A 17,519-nucleotide genomic window follows, 5' to 3' on the forward strand; every position below is an offset into this window, starting at 1 on the left:
GTGGCCATGTCGGAAGACGAGCAAAAACGAAATGCCAAGCACAAGCAAGCAATGCAAAAACACAAGGAGAAGGTTGATGCGAACATTGCAGCAGCCGATATCCAGCGTGGAGTTGCTGTCCTGCTCACTGGAAATGGCAAAGGGAAGTCGAGTTCAGCTTTCGGTATGGTCATACGCGCACTGGGTTACGGGCAGAAAGTGGGCGTAGTGCAATTTATTAAAGGCGCACAACAATCTGGGGAAGAGCTTTTCCTTAAAAACCATTGCCCGGAAGTTACTCTCTATCAAATGGGCACCGGCTTTACCTGGAATACTCAGGATCGCACCAGCGATATTGCTGCTGCAGAGAGAACCTGGGCAGAGGCAGAAAAAATGCTCACCGATACCACCTATGATTTAGTGGTGTTGGATGAGCTCACTTATATGCTCGCATACAAATACCTGGATGAGTCTAAAGTATTGGAGACTCTAGCCCAGCGGCCACAGGAACAGAGTTTGGTGGTAACTGGTCGAGGTGGTGGTAGTGCGCTACAGGAGCTAGTGGATACGGTATCTGAAGTGAAAGATGTTAAGCACGCTTTTAAAGCGGGCATCAAAGCCCGCAAAGGCGTAGATTACTAGGTTGTTTTCACTATGTCCGTGTTGATGGTTCAGGGCACGACTTCCGATGCCGGCAAGAGTACTTTGGTGGCCGGACTCGCTCGTTACTTTTCCCAGCGCGGAGTCAGTGTCGCACCTTTTAAACCGCAAAATATGGCACTCAATAGTGCTGTTACGGTGGATGGTGGTGAGATAGGGCGGGCACAAGCGTTGCAGGCCCAGGCCTGTGGGATCGACCCCCACAGCGATATGAACCCGGTGTTACTTAAGCCCGCTTCAGATACCGGGGCTCAGGTTATTATCCAGGGTAAAGTGTTGGGGAATATGCAGGCGCTGGATTACCACCACTACAAAGCCACCGCGCAAAATGCAGTGCTGGACTCCTTCGCACGGCTCGATGATCAATATGAGCTGGTGTTAGTTGAAGGGGCTGGCAGCCCGGCAGAAATTAACCTGCGGGAAAACGATATTGCCAATATGGGCTTTGCCGAGGCTGTTGATTGCCCGGTTGTACTGATTGCTGATATCGATCGCGGAGGCGTGTTCGCCCACTTGGTAGGCACCCTCGAATTGCTGTCTTCCTCAGAGCGAGAGCGTGTCGTTGGTTTTGTGATCAACCGCTTTCGTGGCGATCTGCAATTACTTCAGCCGGGGCTCGACTGGTTAGAGGAGTATACCGGCAAGCCAGTTCTCGGAGTCTTACCTTATCTCCATGACCTCTACCTTGACGCGGAGGATGCCATTAGCACCCAACAGAGCGGTGCTGATGCTCGATTGAAAGTGATAGTGCCGGTATTGCGGCGCATAAGCAATCATACAGATTTTGATGCGCTGAGGTTGCATCCGGATATCGATCTGCAATTTGTCAGTGTCCGTGAACCAGTCCCACAGTGCGACTGGATTATTCTTCCCGGCAGTAAAAATGTGCGGGCAGACTTGGCTTACTTAAAAGAAAACGATTGGCCTGCACAGTTGGATCGGCATCTGCGCTATGGCGGCAAACTAGTGGGTATTTGCGGTGGTTTGCAAATGCTGGGGAGCGAGGTACAGGACCCGGATGGGGTAGAGGATACCCCGGGCAACGAACCGGGCTTGGGTTATCTGGATTTCACAACTCGATTGCAACCAGTCAAAGCACTGAAAAATATTACCGGCTTTTTAGCTTTGGAAAATGAAGTAAAAGAAGCTACTCCTGTTCAGGGCTATGAAATCCACTGTGGTATAACAGAAGGTGTAGCTCTGCAAACTCCGGCGGTATATATCTGTGATAAAGACGGAAATTCCAGGCCTGATGGTGCAATAAGTGCTGATGGACAGATATTCGCGACCTACGTGCATGGGCTGTTCGATTCACCCGAAGCGCTGAGCGCACTTTTTGCCTGGGGTGGGTTGAAAGACTCTACGCCGTTGGATGTGGGTGAACATCGGCAGCAACAATTGGACAGGCTGGCTGAGACTATTGCCGAGAATATCCAGGGAAACTGGCTCGAGCAATTTGAGGGAACCAGGGAGACGGCAGCGCTGCAAGAGGATACCCAGTGACTGTTACCCGTATCAGAGCGTTAAATATTGCCTGGTGGTTACTGCCCACAGCACTTGCCCTTAGTTTTTCTGCTGCCGTTGCTATAGGTGCAGTGTATCTCTCACCCTCACAACTATTTGCCGCGATCAGTGGCCAGGGCGATGGTGGACTCGCTGGGGATATTGTTCAGGCAATACGATTGCCAAGGGCGCTGTTGGCGGCTGGAGTGGGTGCTGTGCTCGCCATCTGCGGGGCAATGTTGCAAGGCTTATTTCGAAACCCTCTAGCTGACCCATCCCTGATTGGTGTTACCGCAGGGGCTTCTCTCGGTGCTTGTTTGGCCATCCTGCTAGGAGCGGAGGTTGCCGCTGCGTTTGGGAGTTTGCCCGTTGTATCCATAGCTGCTTTTTTCAGCGGCCTTTTAGCGGTGACACTGGTCTACAAAGTGGCGAAAAGTATTAATGGCACTTCGGTGGCCACCATGTTGCTAATGGGGATTGCCGTTACCGCTTTTTCCGCAAGTCTGATCGGGCTAATGGAGTACTTTGCTGATAATGACACCCTGCGCCGTATGAGCCTTTGGCTTATGGGAGGGCTGGATGCAGCGAGCTATCCTCGCGCTTTTTTAGTTTTGGCCGTGCTGGGGGCTTTGCTTGCCAGTATGTCCCGCTTCGGGACCTCACTAAATGTTCTTTTGTTAGGGGAATCCCAGGCGCGGCACCTCGGTATTGATGTGGAGCGGGTAAAAACCCGTTTGATAGTGCTCGTTGCGGCTGGAGTGGGCACTTCGGTTGCTGTAGCCGGCAGTATTGCTTTTGTGGGGCTGGTAGTGCCCCATATAGTGCGTTTGTGGGTAGGACCTGATCACCGGCAACTGTTGCCGCTTTCTGCCCTGGCTGGAGCCAGTTTATTACTAGTTTCCGATACCCTGGCACGAACCATTATTGCCCCGGTGGAGATCCCGGTAGGGCTGATTACCGCACTGATTGGGGTGCCTTTTTTTGTTTCCTTGTTGCGTAAAAGCAGGGGGGCAATTTAATGGCTCTGCTACAGGTGGAGGGAGTTGCGGTTAGTGTCGATAATCGGCCGCTGTTGCAAGATATCAGCCTGGAGGTAGATGTCGGCGAGCTGGTTTGTGTAATTGGCCCCAATGGCGCGGGTAAGTCGACTCTGCTGCGTGCCCTGTGCGGCGAAGTCAGGATGGATTCCGGGCAGGCCCACTTTAAAGGCAGTCCTTTTGCAAAGTTGTCCGCCCGCAATCGAGCCAGGCAAGTTGCCGTCCTGCCGCAAAATAACCCACTGACATTTGCCTTTACCGGGCTGGAATTGGTCGCCCTCAGTCGAACTCCGCATTCCACTGGCACTGACCGGGACCGAGAAATCTGCCTGGAAGCCATGGCAGCGCTGGATGTTAGTCATTTGTCTGAGCGCCTGTACCCAACATTATCCGGCGGCGAGCAGCAGCGCTTGCAATTGGCTCGAGTGATGGCCCAGATCTGGCGGGCAGAGGATGGGGGAGAGCGGCTCCTCTTATTAGATGAGCCCGCTGCCAGCCTGGATATTGCACACCAATATGGAATGATGAGAGCGGTAAGAGACTTCGCGCGAAGTGGCGTAGCTGTGGTAATGACAGTCCATGATCTGGCCCATGCCAGCGGCTATAGCGACAGAATCCTCGCCTTAAAGCAGGGGCGCAGTATGGCCTACGGAAATCCAGAGGATGTATTGACTGCGGAGAATATGCAGCAGCTTTACGGCTACAGTGTTACGGTGATGCCACACCCCGTAACCGGTCAATCCCTGGTGATTGCCGATGTCTAGCACCAGTGGTGTACATCTGGTACTAGGAGGCGCACGCAGCGGAAAAAGCCGGCTCGCGCAACAGCGCGCGGAGCAGTGGCTAAGCAGCAGTAGCGATGGTGGACTTACCTACCTGGCAACGGCTACTGCGGGCGATCAAGAAATGTCTACCCGTATTGCTCGACATCGGGAAGATCGGGATCATCGCTGGCAGACCCTGGAAGAACCTACTGCACTGGCCGAGGCTCTGGTTACAGCTCCTGAGTCCCATTGTGTACTGGTGGACTGCCTCACTTTGTGGTTGAGCAACTGTCTTCATCAGGGCGTTTGGGAGTGTGAGCAAGAGGCGCTTCTGCAATGTATCGATCAGAGGCGTACTCTCGCTAACGGTAATACCCCACCTTGGATTTTTGTCAGTAATGAAGTCGGTTCGGGTATTGTGCCCCTTGGGCAGTTATCGCGGGAATTTGTGGATGCGGCAGGTTGGCTTCATCAGGCATTAGCCGAGCGAGCTGATAGCGTCACCTTGGCAATTGCTGGTTTGCCGCTCACTGTAAAGTAAAGAATCAACTGAGACTGAGACTGAGACTGAGACTGAGACTGATAATGATGACAGATGAACTCAGTTGGCTCGATAAGCCGGCACCAACCCCGGACCAGAGTGCTCGCAATGCCGCGATTGCCCGCCAGAAGCAATTGATTAAGCCGCAAGGCGCGCTCGGCCGGCTCGAGAGCATTGCCGTGGATTTCGCCGGATTCCAGGGGAGGGAGCAACCCCAACTGAATAAATTGTCGGTGCGCGTATTCGGTGCTGATCACGGTATTGCAGCCCAGGGAACTTCCCGATTTCCTCAGGCAGTCACTTCTGTAATGCTGAAACTATTTTGCGAGGGTGGGGCGGCTATTAATGTATTGAGCCGCGAGCAGAATGCTGACTTTGCCGCAATTAATCTGGGTTGTGTGGTCCCCGCTGAACACCCCGACCTGATTGATGAAGTTATAGCTCCCTCTACTGCGGATTTCTCCCAAGGTAACCCAGCTATGACCCAAACGCAGCTGGCTCTTGCTCTTGATGCCGGTCGCCGCCAGTGTACCGATGCAGATTGTTTTATTGGCGGAGATATGGGTATTGGCAATACCACTTCCGCCGCTGCCATGTTTGCTGCCCTTTTTGAGCTAGAGGTTGGCAGCATTACGGGGCGAGGAACAGGTGTCGACGATGCAGTGCTCGCCCGCAAGGTGGAACTGATCGAATCTGCCTTGGAGCAGCATCGGGCAGCGCTGGGCTCACCACTTGCTATTCTGCAAACTTTTGGTGGCTTTGAGATTGCAGCCTTAATAGGAGCGTTTATCGCCAGTGCCCAGCGAGGTGTCCCTGTATTGGTTGATGGTTTTATGGCGACTGCCGCGGCAGCTATTGCCGGTGCTATTAATCCGTCAGTGAAACCCTGGTTGCTCTACGCCCATCTCTCTGACGAGTCTGGCCATAAACTAGCCCTCGAGTGCCTGGGGGTGAAGCCATTGCTGAGCTTCAATATGCGCCTTGGCGAAGGCACAGGTGCAGTGTTGGCCATAAGTATTATCAAGCAAGCGCTAAACCTGCATAACAAAATGTTCACTTTCAGTGAGGCAGGAGTGCCAGTTGCGGATTGATCTTTTACGACACGGTGCCTGCGAAGGTGGGAATATTTTTCGCGGGCAGATCGATGTGCCCCTAACCAGTGAGGGTAGGGAACAGATGTTGCGAGGGCTTGCCGAACTCGATGACTTCTGGGACCGGATTATTACTTCACCCTTGAAACGCTGCCAACGCTTCGCTGCTCAGCTTGCCCGAGAGAAAGAGCTGCCGATAACTGAAGTTCCTGATATTCGGGAAATTGGTTTCGGGGACTGGGAGGGGCAGTCAGTCGATAAGATCTGGACTGAGCAACGAGCACTGTGTGAAGCCTGGGGGCGTGACCCGGAAAAGCACGCACCGCCGGGAGGTGAGCCCTTTCCCGTATTTCGATCCAGAGTTCTTCAAGCTATTGATAATCTAGCCCAGCAATATTCGGGAGAGTCCCTGCTACTGGTTACTCACGGTGGCGTTATCAAGTTGTTGCTCGCGTATGCGAATAACTGGCTCCCAGTGAAAATGATTTCGCTGCAAGTTAACTATGGGTTTGCCGCATCGCTGAGATACGACTCGGACAATAAGACCTTTACCGTTTCCTACCCAGAGCAGTCAGCTTATGTTTATTGCCCGTAAGTTGTACAACCTATCCCAAGCATTTCTGTATGCGCTGGTATTTCTTACCCGGCTGCCGGTGGCGGGCTTGCTGCGGGAGGTGGACAAGGAAACGGCGAAGCGGTCGATATATTTTTACCCCCTGGTTGGAGTGGTGATTGGTGTACTGTTATCCGGGGCCGCCTACCTTCTGGCTCCTTTAGGTGCCCAGTTGCAAGCCGCAATACTATTGGGTTTCTGGGTGGTCCTGACAGGTGCACTACACCTCGACGGCCTTGCTGACTGTACTGATGCCTACTTTGCTGGACATAAGTGTGCCGATCCTGAAGAACAACGTCAGCATATTCTGAGGGTAATGCACGATCCCCACTGCGGCTCTATTGCGGTAGCGGCTGTTGTTGTTTTCCTACTGATAAAGTTCGCTGCAATAGCAACCCTGCTAGAGCTAATAAACCCGGTAACAAAAGATGCTTGGGCCTATCTGCCGTTAGTGCTCTCACCTATGTTAGCCAGGGCTGCGGCCCTGGCTTTAATGGGAGTTTCACAATACGCACGTGTTGAAGGCCATGTACCGCCCGCTGGCTCCGAGCGCCGATGGGACCTATTGCCGGTAGTTGCAATCGTAGTTGCTATTGGATGTTTAGCGGCGCCAATACCCATTGCCATAGGCATCGTCTGTAGTTTGATTGCCCTGGTCTTATTCTGGCGTCGCCTGTGGGATAAGACTATTGGTGGTTATACTGGCGATTGTTTGGGCGGATTGGTCGAGATAAGTGAATTGTCGATATTGATATTATGGGTGGCAGTGGTTGCCAATGTGAATTACGGGGCTGTTTAGAAGCTCCATAGTTATAGTCGAGTTAAAGAGATGTCTCGAAGCAGTATTGTCAGTGTTGTTTTAGCCTTGAACCTGTTATTGGTGAGTAATGCTTGGGCGCGTGATCCCGTGCGGGTAAAAGATGCCCGTGGCCAATGGGTTGAGCTGCCGACACCTGCAGAGCGTATTGTTGCGCTAGCGCCAAATATTGTGGAGAACTTTTACAGTGCCGGGGCAGGGGATAAGCTAATTGCTGCGGTAAGCTACAGTGACTACCCCGAGCAAGCCAAGCAATTACCGGAGATAGGTAACTATAAAGCGGTAAATTATGAAAGTTTACTATTGCTAAATCCCGACTTGATTGTTGCCTGGGGGTCGGGAAATGGCGATCAGATGATTAATAAACTGGAGGATCTCGGTTTTACAGTTTTCGTATCTGAATCTAATGCTCTTGAAGATATCGCTGCGAATGTAAAGAGCTTCGGTAAACTTGCAGGCACAAGTGACTATGCAGATAAATCTGCCGGAGAGTGGCTTGAGCGACTGTATCAAATACAGCTTAGCCACAAGGATCTGGATTCAGTCAGTGTTTTTTATCAGGTTTGGAATGAGCCTCTGCAAACACTTAATGGCGACCACCTGATTAGCGATGTTATTCAAACCTGTGGCGGCCGTAATATATTTGCCGATGCATTGGTAATAGCACCGAAGATTAGTATTGAGTCTGTACTCGATAGAGACCCGAGAGTAATTATCGCCAGCGGCATGGGAGAAGAGCGGCCAGATTGGTTGGACGCCTGGGAAGCATACCCAAGAATTAATGCAGTTAAAGAGGGAAACCTGTTTCATGTACCACCGGATATCATCCAGCGACATACTTTTCGGGTGCTGGATGGTATGGAGATGGTTTGTGATGATTTGAATCGGGTGAGAAGAAGCGGTTAGTTTTTCTGCTTATCAGCAGGAAGACTCAGTCGCAGCGTATTATTTTGTAGATCAACTATCGAAATTGAATTTGCTGGCTAGATATTTTTATGGGGATATTTTTTGTTATTCTCTTTGTCGGAGGGCTGCTTGCAGTCCCATATTTGGTGATTAAACTAACCATACTTGAACAAGATGAAAGTAGTTAGTGGTCAACCTTCTGGAGGCTGGCTTCCGCAGACTATTATACAATGCAAAGTGTTGCAGCTATCCCAGTCACTGGCTTGTCATGTTATATATCGTTTTATCGAGGGGTGTCGACAGGAAGCTTTGAATTTATAGTAATTGCTTTTGGTTTGGCGGTTCTCATATTGTTTTTAATTGAAGATCTTCTGAGGCAAGATTATCTTCAATTTCATATCAAAAATTTAAAGCTGTTATCGATAAGTGTCATTTCTTTAACGTTGATTGCTCTAGAGTTGTCAATGGCAGCCACTACATTTATTGGAGCCATCGCTATACTTTGGGTGTCAGTTAGATGTGTAAAGCAACAAGTACTCAGCAATAGAGATAAAACAGAATCTGGAACTTTAGACGGTGACAGGTAGTCGGCAATGTAATTGATACAGTCTGATAAATCTCAATTTTCTTAGTGTTCAAATTTTGGTGGGTCCGGGTGTGTTTAATGTCGTAAAGTCCAACGATTCTTCTTTATAATTGAAAGCTATCATCGTTCTTGTGTTTATCGGTAGTATCCGAAACTGGAAGATATATCCATGATAAGGAATTGCTGAAGAGTCAGCCACAGAGATGGCCGCCGGACCTCTCTCCTATAACTTACATGATCATTGAGTAGTGAAAAAAATCACTTTTTGGTAAATCATGGCTAATCAATGGTAAAGCCGCCCCTAGCTGTATTAATGTTGAGTTCAAGTCAAATAGCCCCTTAATTTTATTGCCAAATGCTGGCGGTATTTCCAAGGTGTCTAAATTATTCGTATCGTTATCTAGTTTGCGGTATTGAAGTTAAGAAAGCGGCTATTTTCTTGGGTGGGTATCCTTGGAGCCTGGAGCAAAATTCATCCCACAGTCGAAGTAGGCTGAAATGCAAAAACCTATTGACGATCGGTTTTTGCCGCTCTACCATCATTCAAAGAATAGTTTTAACCTCTGGGATAATGGTCTATGCGACTTGGCGATCTTGAGAAACAGGTGCTCCAATATCTTTGGGATAGAAAATCTGCTGATGCCAAACAGGTCCACTCGGACTTGAGCAGGGCCCGTGGAGGTTCTCTCAATACGATCCAGAGCACGCTGGATCGCCTTTACAAGAAAGGTTTGCTGTTTCGGGAGAAGCAGGGGCATGCATTCCAATACAGCCCGGCAGTGGAGCGCTACGAGTTTGTCGGACAGCTGATTCAAGACGTTACTCGTGAGTTTGTTGATGATGAGAACGGGCTGGTAGCCGCGTTTACCTCCATCTCATCGGAGCTGAACGAAAGCCAATTAGAGCAACTGGAGCAGTTGATCGAAAGCCAGAAGATAAAGCGCCAGCAGGGTGATCGCTAATGATTTTGGGGCAGGTTGCACTCTGGCTAAACCTGCTGACTATTGCAGCGCTTGGCCTGTTTGTCGGTATTTTACTGGTATCAGCTGCCTGCCTTTCCGTTTCCCGGTATTCACTTAGCTTGTCTGTCAGTAGCCGGCGTTTACTGCTGTGGAGTGCGGTATTGCTGCCGTGGTTCGCGGCTTCCACTGCCGCTGTTATCCTGGCTTTCCCCAGCCTTTTGGGAGGCGTTGCATCACTGGCGCACTGGCACCATATCAATGCTTTTAACCTCTACAGTTGGCACGGTGTTTTTACTATTGCGTTTCTTTTCTTTAGCGGTTTTTTGACGTTGCAAAGTTTTAAGCGAGCTCATCGCCATTTGGCGCAGCTCCGTTTGTTAATGCAACTTTGCGAAAGGGATAAGTCTGATCAGAGTATTATCCAGGCAAAGGGTCCCCAGGCTTTCACCAGTGGTCTGCTCCGTCCGCAAGGGTTTTATACCAGCGGTCTGCGAGACCAGTTAACAGCGGAAGAGTTTGAGGTGGTGCGCCTGCATGAGGAAGCCCATGCGCAAAAATTTGATCCTCTGAAGAAATTAATATTCGCTTTATTTGCTAGCTTTTTCCCTACGCGTTTGGGGAATTACCTGAATCGGCAGATGGCGCTGTGTATGGAGCAGCGTGCAGATGCTTATGTCCATAGGCAGGGGTGGAGTGAGACTTTTATCGCCCAAACCCTACTTAAAGTAACCCGTATCTCCAATGGGTTGCATCCCAAAGAGAGAAGTTCAGTAATGGTCTGTTATTTCGCTCTTGACCAATTGGATGCTCGTATTCGTTACTTGCTGTCTGATGATAAGGGGCGCAGCTTACCCCCCTTGTTATTAGCTGGAATGTTTGTGGCTCTTACAGGCACTTGCCTTGTTTCGGTGGATGCGCTCCACCACACCGTCGAAACCCTTTTCTCCCACTAAGGAAGCCGAAGTGTTTAATTGTTTGCGTTTAGTCATAACTAAAAAACCGATTGTTAATCGGTTTTTTGTGGCCGGGGCTGTGTTCTTTTTAGTCGCATTAAGTGGACCCCTTAGGGCAGAGCAGGGCGAGGAGTTATCGGGACTTACTTATGAACAGGCAATTCTTAAAAGCTTGCAAAATCACCCTGAACTGGCGGGTTACCGATATCAGTTTGAGGCTGTGGATGCTTTATCCAAGCACGCCAAGCTTGGACCACGCCCAGAGCTTAGTGTTGCCGCAGAGGAGGTGGGGGAGGAAAAGGATAGCGATGGCAACGGCAGTTCCCAGATAACAGTAGGCATCAGTTGGCTATTACAGGGTGATCTCGCAGAAAAACGTGTATTGGCTACACGCAGTAAGACTTCCGTGATTGAGGCCGAAAAGCAGGTTCTTGAGTTAGAAGTTGCCGCTAATACTGCGCGTTACTTTTTCCAGGTCCTGGCTCAGCAGGAACGCCTGGAAATTGCCAAAAGAGCAGTCGACCTGGCTCGCAGGATATCCGCCGAAATTAATCGCCAAGTTAGTGTTGGCAGAACGAATGAAGCCGATGCTTTTCGGGCGGAAGTCGACTTACAGCGTCGACTCTTAGCTGTGGAGGATGTCGAACACGAGCTGGATATTGCCAAATATCAATTAGCTGCCCAGTGGGGCTCCAGAGAGCCCAGTTTTCGTGCGGTGGCTGGTTCTCTTTCCAGTGTCCTTCCAGAAGTTGATTTATCTAGATTGCGAAGCTTGGTGGCGAGCAACCCAAATTTGGAAATATTCATGAGCCGCGAGCGCGTGGCGCAGGCGGAAATTGATTTGGCACGTGCAGAAGCTGGTATTCAGTGGAGGATTGATACAGGAATTCGTCGCAACGAAGCGAGCGGAGATTATGGGTTGGTGGCAGGGTTCGCAATCCCACTAGGTAAGGGTGACCGTAATCGCGGCAAGGTATCTGCTTTGAGGGCAGAAAAAAATCGTTTCCGAGCAGAAAGAAATGCGAAAGAGATTGAGTTGGATACACAGCTCTTTGTGATGACCCAAAGGCTACAGCATCACCGGCACGTAGCTACCGCCTTGAATGAAAAGATGATTCCCAGTTTGGATAAAGCGCTCATCGCTACGCAAAAAGCCTATCGACGTGGCCGCTATAACTACTCGGAGTTGGCTCTAGCCCAACAGGGGCTTAGCGATGCGCAGCTTTCACTGCTCCAGGCACAGTACAACGCACACCTTAGCCTGATTGAAATTGAAAAACTTACCGGCCTGTCATTGGCACAGATAAGCGAGAGCGAGATATGAGATCCGCAGTTTTTTCCAGCCTGATATTCGGTGCTTTACTTTCCTTGTTCCTAAGTGGCAGCGGCAGTGTGTATGCGGCCGGAGCTGTCGCAGAGGCAGAACCGGAAAAAGGGCCCAATCGTGGGCGCATGTTGAGAGAAGGTGATTTTGCCGTTGAGCTAAGTATTTATGAAACTGGTGTTCCCCCGGAGTTTCGGGTTTGGGTGAGTAACGATGGAGAGCTGGTTAATCCTCGCCAGGTTGATCTTAAAGTGGTTCTTACAAGGCTTGGAGATGGAGAGGATCACATCGAGTTCAGGCCTGAGGGGAATTATCTGCGTGGCGATATGGTGATCTATGAGCCCCACTCATTTGTTGTGACTCTAACAGCCAAGTACCAGGGGCACGAATACCGTTGGCAATACGATAATTTTGAGGGGCGAACCCGTATCGAATCCGGTATTGCTGAATCCATGGAAATTGATACGGAAACCGTCGGCCCCGCCAGGATGAGTGAGACCAGCCGCGCTTATGGCAGGCTTATTGTAGATCCAGAGCAGGTACGTGAAATTAGTGCACGTTTCGATGGCTTTGTAGAAAATGTGCAGGTGGGGTTGGGGGAGCGCGTTAAAAAAGGGCAACCCCTGATTACCATTAACAGCAATCAAAACCTGAAAACTTACAGTATTAAATCCCCCATTACCGGTGTGGTAATTCAGCGCAATGTAAACCCTGGTGAACAGACCGCAGGTAGAGCTTTATTAACGGTTGCCGATGATACTGCCTTGTTGGCAGAGCTGGATGTTTTTCCCTCGACACGCCCCCAGATTCACCAGGGCGCGCCCGTTTCCGTAAATATCAAGTCCCTGGAAACTCCTCTGCTCGGGGTAGTGAAACAAATTGATACTTTGATGAAGCCCAACCAGGCCACTGCCGTTCGAGTGTCACTGCAAGATATTCCCTCAGGCCTCGCACCAGGTTCTTTTGTAAGCGGCGATATCCAAGTTGCTGAATATGAGGTGCCTCTCGCTGTCAAGCGTTCCGGTTTACAAGCGTTCCGCGATTTTACTGTCGTTTATGCCAAGGTGGGCGATCAATATGAAGTACGCATGTTGGAGCTGGGGCGAGAAGCAGGCGATTGGGTTGAAGTGCTGGGGGGGATTCGACCGGGAATCGAATATGTCACCGGTAACAGCTACATCATTAAAGCGGACATTGAAAAGTCCGGTGCATCCCACGATCACTGAGGGTTCGACATGCTTGAGTACTTGATAAGAACCTCAATTCAAAATCGCGGGCTGGTTATTGCCCTTGTGCTACTACTGTGCGGTTTGGGCATTTGGAATTTCACCCGGCTGCCCATTGATGCGGTACCGGATATCACCAATATCCAGGTGGTTATTAATACGGAGGCACCGGGGAGTACCCCTAAAGAAGTTGAGCAACGGGTTACATACCCAGTGGAAAATGCAATGGCTGGTTTGCCAAGCCTTGCTTATACACGCTCCGTTTCGCGGTATGGATTGTCGCAGGTTACGGTGATTTTTGAAGATGGCACCGATATTTATTTTGCCCGCCAGTTAGTGAATGAACGGCTCACTAGTGTACGTGGTGCACTGCCTGCTGGTTTGGAGCCAGAGCTTGGACCCATCGCCACAGGTCTTGGCGAAATCTTTATGTTCACAGTGGACTCCGAACCCGGAGCCACCAATGCTGATGGCAGTGCAGTAACACCTAAGGACTTGCGTTCGGTGCATGACTGGATTGTGCGCCCGCAGTTATTGCGTGTACCAGGTGTGGTGGAAGTCAATCCAATTGGCGGATTCAAGAGAGAAATTCTGATTGCTATAGAGCCAGAGAAACTGCTGGCATTTGGCCTGACCCAAGAAGACCTGATTCGCTCGATCGAGGAGAACAATCGTAACCGCGGTGTAGGCTTTATTGAACACAGTGGCGCCCAGTGGTTGTTGCGGGTTCCGGGACAGGCAAGTTCGTTAGATACACTGAAGGATTTCCTGGTAGCGGAAGTGAGAGGCGTTGCTGTTCGCCTTGGTGACTTGGCCAAGATTGAAGAGGGGCGCGAAATGCGCACCGGTGCGGCTACTCAGAACGGCAGGGAAGTGGTGATGAGCACCGTTTTCATGCTGGTTGGCGAAAATAGTCGCACCGTTGCAGGTGCAGTTGGTGAAAAGTTAGAGGATATCAAACAGAGTCTACCACCTGGTATCACATTGACTGCAGTTTATGATCGTACCGGTCTGGTTGACCAGACATTGCGCACGGTCCAAACCAATCTTATGGAAGGTGCGCTGCTGGTTATCGCGGTTCTTTTCCTGCTGCTGGGGAATGTTCGCGCAGCAATCCTAACCGCGCTGGTCATTCCGGTGGCCATGTTAATGACCATCACCGGCATGGTGCAGGCCCGCGTAAGTGCAAACTTGATGAGTCTGGGGGCGCTGGACTTTGGCTTGTTGGTGGATGGGGGCATCATTATTGTCGAGAACTGTCTGCGACGCCTCAGCGAATCCGCCCGCGAGCGTGGCCAGTTAGATCTAAAAGAACGGCTTACACTGGTATTCCAATCGACGCGGGAAGTGATTCGCCCGGCCATGTTTGGTGTGTTCGTTATCACAGCAGTGTATTTACCCATTTTTGCCCTGACTGGAGTGGAGGGCAAGATGTTCCATCCAATGGCTATAACCGTGGTGATTGCGCTGCTTTCTGCGATGTTTCTTTCCATCACTTTGGTGCCAGCCGGCATAGCGCTGCTATTCCGCAAACCGGTGATCGAAAAGAAAAATCCTGCACTTGAGAAGCTGAATAGAATTTATCGCCCGGCCTTGGAGTTTGCACTGCGCCAGCGTGGCATGGTTGTCGCTATTGCTGCGCTACTGGTGTTGGTTTCCGGCTATACGGCAAGCAGAATGGGTAGCGAATTTGTGCCGAATCTGGATGAAGGCGATATTGCCATGCACGCCTTGCGTATTCCCGGCACATCCCTGGAACAAGCGATTGCACTGCAAAAATCCCTGGAGGAGCGGATTAAAGAGTTGCCCGAAGTGGAGCGTGTATTCGCCAAAATTGGTACTGCGGAAGTGGCTACCGATGCCGTTCCCCCAAGTGTTGCCGATAACTTTATTATCCTGAAACCCAGGTCTCAGTGGCCAGATCCGGATAAGCCGAAAGAGCAATTGGTAGAAGAGCTGGCAAAGCTGGTAGAACCAATTCCCGGCAACCGCTATGAATTTCTCCAGCCAATCCAGATGCGCTTTAACGAGCTTTTAGCGGGGGTACGCGCGGAATTGGCGATCAAAGTCTTTGGCGATGACTTCGAGCAATTAGAGCGTTTGGGCAGTGAAATTGAAGCGGCTATCGGCAGTGTAGAAGGCGTTGCTGATATACAGATGGAGCAAACCAGCGGTTTACCGGTTCTCGCCATTGTTCCTGACCAGGCCGCGCTAACACAGTATGGGCTGGCCATTAGCCAGGTACAGGAGCAGCTGGCAACCGCCCTGGGAGGTACGGTTGCTGGCCGCTTTTATGAAGGGGACCGCCGCACCGATATTGTTGTGCGTTTGCCAGAGGTATTGCGCCAGGATTTGGATGCGCTAAAGAAACTGCCGATTCATCGATCCAATGGCAACTATGTGCCCCTGGAGGAAATTGCCAGCTTGGAACTCACTGCCGGTATCAATCAGGTTTTCCGCGAGAACGGTAAACGCAGGGTAGTGGTAACGGCCAATGTGCGGGGTAGGGACTTGGGTAGCTTTGTTGCTGATGTGCAGCAGTCCGTTTCCGAGAAAGTGGAAATACCACCCGGTTACTGGGTTGAATACGGCGGAACTTATCAAGCGCTACAGTCTGCTACTGAACGCTTATCGATTGTAGTGCCGCTGACTCTTGTGTTGATTATGGGGCTTCTCCTGCTGGCGCTTCGCTCCATAAAAGATGCGGCAATTATCTTTACCGGTATACCCCTCGCATTAACCGGCGGTGTGCTCTCTTTAATGTTGCGGGATATCCCGTTCTCCATTTCCGCAGCCGTTGGTTTTATCGCACTTTCCGGGATTGCCATCCTTAACGGCCTGGTGATGGTTTCCTTTATTCGCGATCTGCGTGACCAAGGTTACAGCATAGAAAATGCCATTATTGAGGGCGCCCTGATCCGATTACGTCCGGTCATTAGTACCGCACTGGTTGCCTCACTCGGTTTTGTGCCCATGGCCCTGAATACTGGTATTGGCTCTGAGGTACAGCGCCCACTGGCTACGGTGGTTATTGGCGGTATTGTCTCATCAACAATCCTGACACTTTTAGTGTTGCCGGCACTCTACAGAATTTTACATGGCAGGAATGCCAAGTCGGAAAGCTTACAAGATAACCCTGAAGTGGCTCTGGCTGGAGCCAGTTAACTGGGCCTGTGTACGCTTTGGTCACAAGAATTTAGAACTTTAATAACGGGAGATAGTAACGTTGCACAATAGTTTAAAAACAGTTTTCGGCTTGATGGCGCTGATAGCAGGTATGGTGATATCTATGCCGCTATTTGCCCATGGAGTGGACGATGCTACCAAGACTTTTCTTGCCGGCAACGAAGGGGTATCTATTATTCCCTTTCTATATATTGGCGCCAAGCATATGGTGACTGGCTATGACCACCTGCTGTTCCTGGTGGGAGTCATTTTCTTTTTATATCGATCAAAAGATGTTCTTATCTATGTAAGCTTCTTTACTCTCGGTCATAGCTTAACCCTTTTATTTGGAGTGCTTAACGACACCCATGTGAATGCCTATTTGATCGATGCCATTATTGGATTATCCATTGTCTATAAAGGCTTCGATAATCTCGGCGGCTTCAAGCGGGTTTTTGGCTTCCAGCCTAATACCAAGGCTGCCGTACTGATTTTTGGACTCTTCCACGGTTTTGGTTTGGCAACCAAATTACAGGAGTTCAAGCTGTCCAGCGATGGGTTGGTGGAGAATATCCTGGCCTTTAATGTCGGAGTAGAAATTGGTCAGTTTGTTGCGTTGCTGTTTATTCTTCTCGCCATCAATTATTGGCGTCGCTTTGACAGTTTCCTGCGCTTTTCCACCATGACAAATACCTTACTAATGAGTGGTGGACTGATGTTGGTGGGTTACCAGATGACAGGCTACTTCGTAGGTTAGATAGCCAGAAAGTGACTTTATAAAGTTAATTGAATAGAAAGAACACAGATTTAGAGCTTACAGAATGAATACAACTGAAATGCCAGTGCAGACTGCACAAACGCTGATTAAATCCACACTTGCTGCTGGCGTGCTTGCAGCCATTATGTTGACCACAGTAATCCTGCCAGCTGAATATAATATAGATCCTACTGGAATTGGCAGAGCACTGGGGCTGACTGAATTAAACAGTCAAGAGCAGAGAATTGCTGTACCAGAAATAGTGCAGCGCGGTGAGCAGACCTTTGCTTATCGGACTGACACCACAACTATTGAAGTGCCCGCTGGCCGTGGGATTGAATACAAATTTCAATTGGATAAATACGGCCATCTGGAATATGAGTGGGTAACGGAGAGTGGTGAACTTTACTTTGATTTTCACGGCGAACCCACAGGCGATACTACCGGCTACTTTGAGAGCTTTGCTATTGCTACCGCAAATAAAATGAGTGGCTCTCTCACTACGCCTTTTGATGGTTCCCATGGCTGGTATTGGAAGAATAACGGTCAGGAATCTGTGAAGATCACTCTAAAAACAAAGGGGTTCTACGAGGTTATTGGACTCAAACAGTAACGTTTTTTATCAACATTCGCTA

17 protein-coding genes are annotated in these 17,519 nt (G+C 50.1%); all 17 read left to right on the top strand.

What is annotated here, in order from left to right; genetic code table 11:
* Nucleotides 1-6 precede the first annotated feature (6 nt).
* The 17 genes from cobO to ACJJI3_RS04345 all read left to right on the top strand — a co-directional run bounded on the left by cobO (nucleotide 7) and on the right by ACJJI3_RS04345 (nucleotide 17,497).
* Complete coding sequence (gene cobO, locus ACJJI3_RS04265; protein ID WP_413662193.1) at nucleotides 7-621, top strand: cob(I)yrinic acid a,c-diamide adenosyltransferase; 615 nt, start codon at nucleotides 7-9, stop codon at nucleotides 619-621.
* Between the two features lie 12 nt (nucleotides 622-633).
* Entirely contained in the window at nucleotides 634-2,142 is a 1,509-nt protein-coding gene (locus ACJJI3_RS04270) for a cobyric acid synthase (RefSeq protein WP_444941599.1), read from the top strand.
* Entirely contained in the window at nucleotides 2,139-3,161 is a 1,023-nt protein-coding gene (locus ACJJI3_RS04275; protein WP_444941600.1) for a FecCD family ABC transporter permease, read from the top strand. The genes ACJJI3_RS04270 and ACJJI3_RS04275 overlap by 4 nt, the downstream gene beginning before the upstream one ends.
* The gene (locus ACJJI3_RS04280) at nucleotides 3,161-3,943 is read left to right on the top strand and encodes a heme ABC transporter ATP-binding protein (RefSeq protein ID WP_444941601.1); all 783 of its coding nucleotides are present in this window, start codon (nucleotides 3,161-3,163) and stop codon (nucleotides 3,941-3,943) included. Before ACJJI3_RS04275 ends, ACJJI3_RS04280 begins: the two co-directional genes overlap by 1 nt.
* Nucleotides 3,936-4,484, top strand: a complete 549-nt coding sequence (gene cobU, locus ACJJI3_RS04285) for a bifunctional adenosylcobinamide kinase/adenosylcobinamide-phosphate guanylyltransferase (RefSeq protein WP_444928000.1) — start codon at nucleotides 3,936-3,938, stop codon at nucleotides 4,482-4,484. Before ACJJI3_RS04280 ends, cobU begins: the two co-directional genes overlap by 8 nt.
* 44 nt (nucleotides 4,485-4,528) lie before the next feature.
* On the top strand, nucleotides 4,529-5,575 hold the full coding sequence (gene cobT, locus ACJJI3_RS04290; RefSeq protein WP_444941602.1) for a nicotinate-nucleotide--dimethylbenzimidazole phosphoribosyltransferase: 1,047 nt from the start codon (nucleotides 4,529-4,531) through the stop codon (nucleotides 5,573-5,575).
* Entirely contained in the window at nucleotides 5,565-6,170 is a 606-nt protein-coding gene (locus ACJJI3_RS04295) for a histidine phosphatase family protein (protein WP_444941603.1), read from the top strand. Before cobT ends, ACJJI3_RS04295 begins: the two co-directional genes overlap by 11 nt.
* Nucleotides 6,154-6,987: an adenosylcobinamide-GDP ribazoletransferase gene (gene cobS / locus ACJJI3_RS04300; RefSeq protein WP_444941604.1), complete on the top strand. Its 834-nt coding sequence runs from the start codon at nucleotides 6,154-6,156 to the stop codon at nucleotides 6,985-6,987. The genes ACJJI3_RS04295 and cobS overlap by 17 nt, the downstream gene beginning before the upstream one ends.
* A gap of 30 nt (nucleotides 6,988-7,017) precedes the next feature.
* On the top strand, nucleotides 7,018-7,911 hold the full coding sequence (locus ACJJI3_RS04305) for a cobalamin-binding protein (RefSeq protein WP_444941605.1): 894 nt from the start codon (nucleotides 7,018-7,020) through the stop codon (nucleotides 7,909-7,911).
* A gap of 230 nt (nucleotides 7,912-8,141) precedes the next feature.
* Nucleotides 8,142-8,498, top strand: a complete 357-nt coding sequence (locus ACJJI3_RS04310; protein ID WP_444941606.1) for a hypothetical protein — start codon at nucleotides 8,142-8,144, stop codon at nucleotides 8,496-8,498.
* Nucleotides 8,499-9,075: 577 nt separating this feature from the next.
* Nucleotides 9,076-9,459, top strand: a complete 384-nt coding sequence (locus ACJJI3_RS04315) for a BlaI/MecI/CopY family transcriptional regulator (RefSeq protein ID WP_444941607.1) — start codon at nucleotides 9,076-9,078, stop codon at nucleotides 9,457-9,459.
* Nucleotides 9,459-10,412, top strand: coding sequence for a M56 family metallopeptidase (locus ACJJI3_RS04320; RefSeq protein ID WP_444941608.1), 954 nt, complete (start codon nucleotides 9,459-9,461; stop codon nucleotides 10,410-10,412). The genes ACJJI3_RS04315 and ACJJI3_RS04320 overlap by 1 nt, the downstream gene beginning before the upstream one ends.
* Before the next feature lie 10 nt (nucleotides 10,413-10,422).
* The gene (locus ACJJI3_RS04325) at nucleotides 10,423-11,736 is read left to right on the top strand and encodes a TolC family protein (protein ID WP_444941609.1); all 1,314 of its coding nucleotides are present in this window, start codon (nucleotides 10,423-10,425) and stop codon (nucleotides 11,734-11,736) included.
* Nucleotides 11,733-12,962 (top strand): efflux RND transporter periplasmic adaptor subunit, encoded by a 1,230-nt coding sequence (locus ACJJI3_RS04330; RefSeq protein WP_444941610.1) that lies wholly within the window; start codon nucleotides 11,733-11,735, stop codon nucleotides 12,960-12,962. Before ACJJI3_RS04325 ends, ACJJI3_RS04330 begins: the two co-directional genes overlap by 4 nt.
* Before the next feature lie 9 nt (nucleotides 12,963-12,971).
* Nucleotides 12,972-16,127 carry an efflux RND transporter permease subunit gene (locus ACJJI3_RS04335; RefSeq protein WP_444941611.1) on the top strand — a complete coding sequence of 1,052 codons (3,156 nt, stop codon included), beginning with the start codon at nucleotides 12,972-12,974 and terminating at the stop codon, nucleotides 16,125-16,127.
* A 61-nt stretch (nucleotides 16,128-16,188) separates the two neighbouring features.
* Nucleotides 16,189-16,884 carry a HupE/UreJ family protein gene (locus tag ACJJI3_RS04340; RefSeq protein WP_444886199.1) on the top strand — a complete coding sequence of 232 codons (696 nt, stop codon included), beginning with the start codon at nucleotides 16,189-16,191 and terminating at the stop codon, nucleotides 16,882-16,884.
* A gap of 64 nt (nucleotides 16,885-16,948) precedes the next feature.
* On the top strand, nucleotides 16,949-17,497 hold the full coding sequence (locus ACJJI3_RS04345) for a hypothetical protein (protein WP_444927990.1): 549 nt from the start codon (nucleotides 16,949-16,951) through the stop codon (nucleotides 17,495-17,497).
* Nucleotides 17,498-17,519: the final 22 nt, after the last annotated feature.

The organism is Microbulbifer maximicatervae (SeqCode) (assembly GCF_052466985.1).